The sequence below is a fragment of the Microcoleus sp. w2-18bC1 genome (assembly GCF_036700365.1).
Classification (GTDB): Bacteria; Cyanobacteriota; Cyanobacteriia; order Cyanobacteriales; family Microcoleaceae; genus Microcoleus.
This window is the reverse complement of sequence record NZ_JAUBOS010000167.1, coordinates 1-1,177: the sequence shown is the minus strand read 5'-3', so window position 1 is coordinate 1,177 and position 1,177 is coordinate 1. Positions and strand designations below refer to the sequence as shown.

The 1,177-nt window shown below is 39.4% G+C and carries 1 protein-coding gene; it reads left to right on the top strand.

The features are described from left to right. Nucleotides 1-80 precede the first annotated feature (80 nt). Nucleotides 81-1,135 (top strand): IS630 family transposase gene (locus QT979_RS28875; RefSeq protein WP_333217165.1). Its coding sequence is split into 2 segments (ribosomal slippage): nucleotides 81-473 and nucleotides 476-1,135, totalling 1,053 coding nucleotides; the frame shifts between segments, so codons are not numbered across the junction. Nucleotides 1,136-1,177 lie beyond the last annotated feature (42 nt).

Sequence of the window (1,177 nt, the reverse complement as noted above, 5' to 3'; positions counted from 1 at the left end):
TAAGTAGGTCGGCGCAAAAAAACCGAACTATGTTAAGATAAGTAAACAAAGAGAATATATCTACTGAGGTAACTAAATATATGGGCGCTAGATTAAGGGTATTCCTGACTCAACAGCAAGACAAAACTCTCTTACAACTGAGAACTGCTGCTGTACCACAAAAAGTCAAAGATAGAGCAGAAGTAATTAGATTAAATGCACATGGCTGGTACGTTGAAAAAATAGCTGCTCATTTTAACTGGACTCCACAAACAGTGAGAGAGGTTTTACATAAATGGTCGAATCTAGGCATGGAAGGGCTTTGGGAGTTGCCTGGTCGAGGGGCAAAGCCAACGTGGAAAGAGGAAGATATAGAGTTTTTAAAAGAATGCCTCAAAAACGAATCACGTACATATAACAGTCTTCAATTAGTCCAGAAATTAGAAAAAGAACGTTCTGTCAAACTAAGTGCCGATCGATTAAGAAGGATACTAAAAAAAAAAGGTTTATTTGGAAACGAGCCAGAAAAAGTCACAAAGGAAAACAAGACCCCCTAGTACAAGAAACGAAGCAATCTGACTTAGATATGTTGCAATTAGAGGCAGTAGCGGGAGGAATTGACTTAAAGTATTTAGATGAATCAGGTTTTTGTGCGTGGAGTGAACCAGGCTATACTTATTACCAAATAGGTGAGCAAAAACGGTTAGAACAAACGAAACGGCGTGGTCGTAGACTAAGTATTATCGGACTTCTTCAACAGGGAATCAGTTTTATTTATGGTTTAGTAATTGGGGGTGTTGATCGAAAAGCTTATATCAAAATGATGGAGCGAGAAGCCCAGGAAGCTGCTGAAATTGGACGACCGAGAGTAATTGTACAAGACAACGGCCCAATACACCGATGCAAAGAAGTCCAAGAGTTATGGCCGCATTGGGAAAAGCAAGGTTTATATATCTTCTTTTTACCCAAGTATTGTTCGGAAATGAACCCCATTGAATTGGAGTGGCAACACATTAAGAAAGATGAGTTGGCAGGACAAATGTTTGATGATGAGTTAGAACTCGCCTACGCCGTAATTCATGGAGTAGAAGCTAGAGGACAAAGGGGAAATTACACCACGCAACGTCTTAAGTTTAACTCCAATCAGGCAACTTAATGTTTTGTTACATAGATTGGTTTTTTCCCGCCTATCTACTTA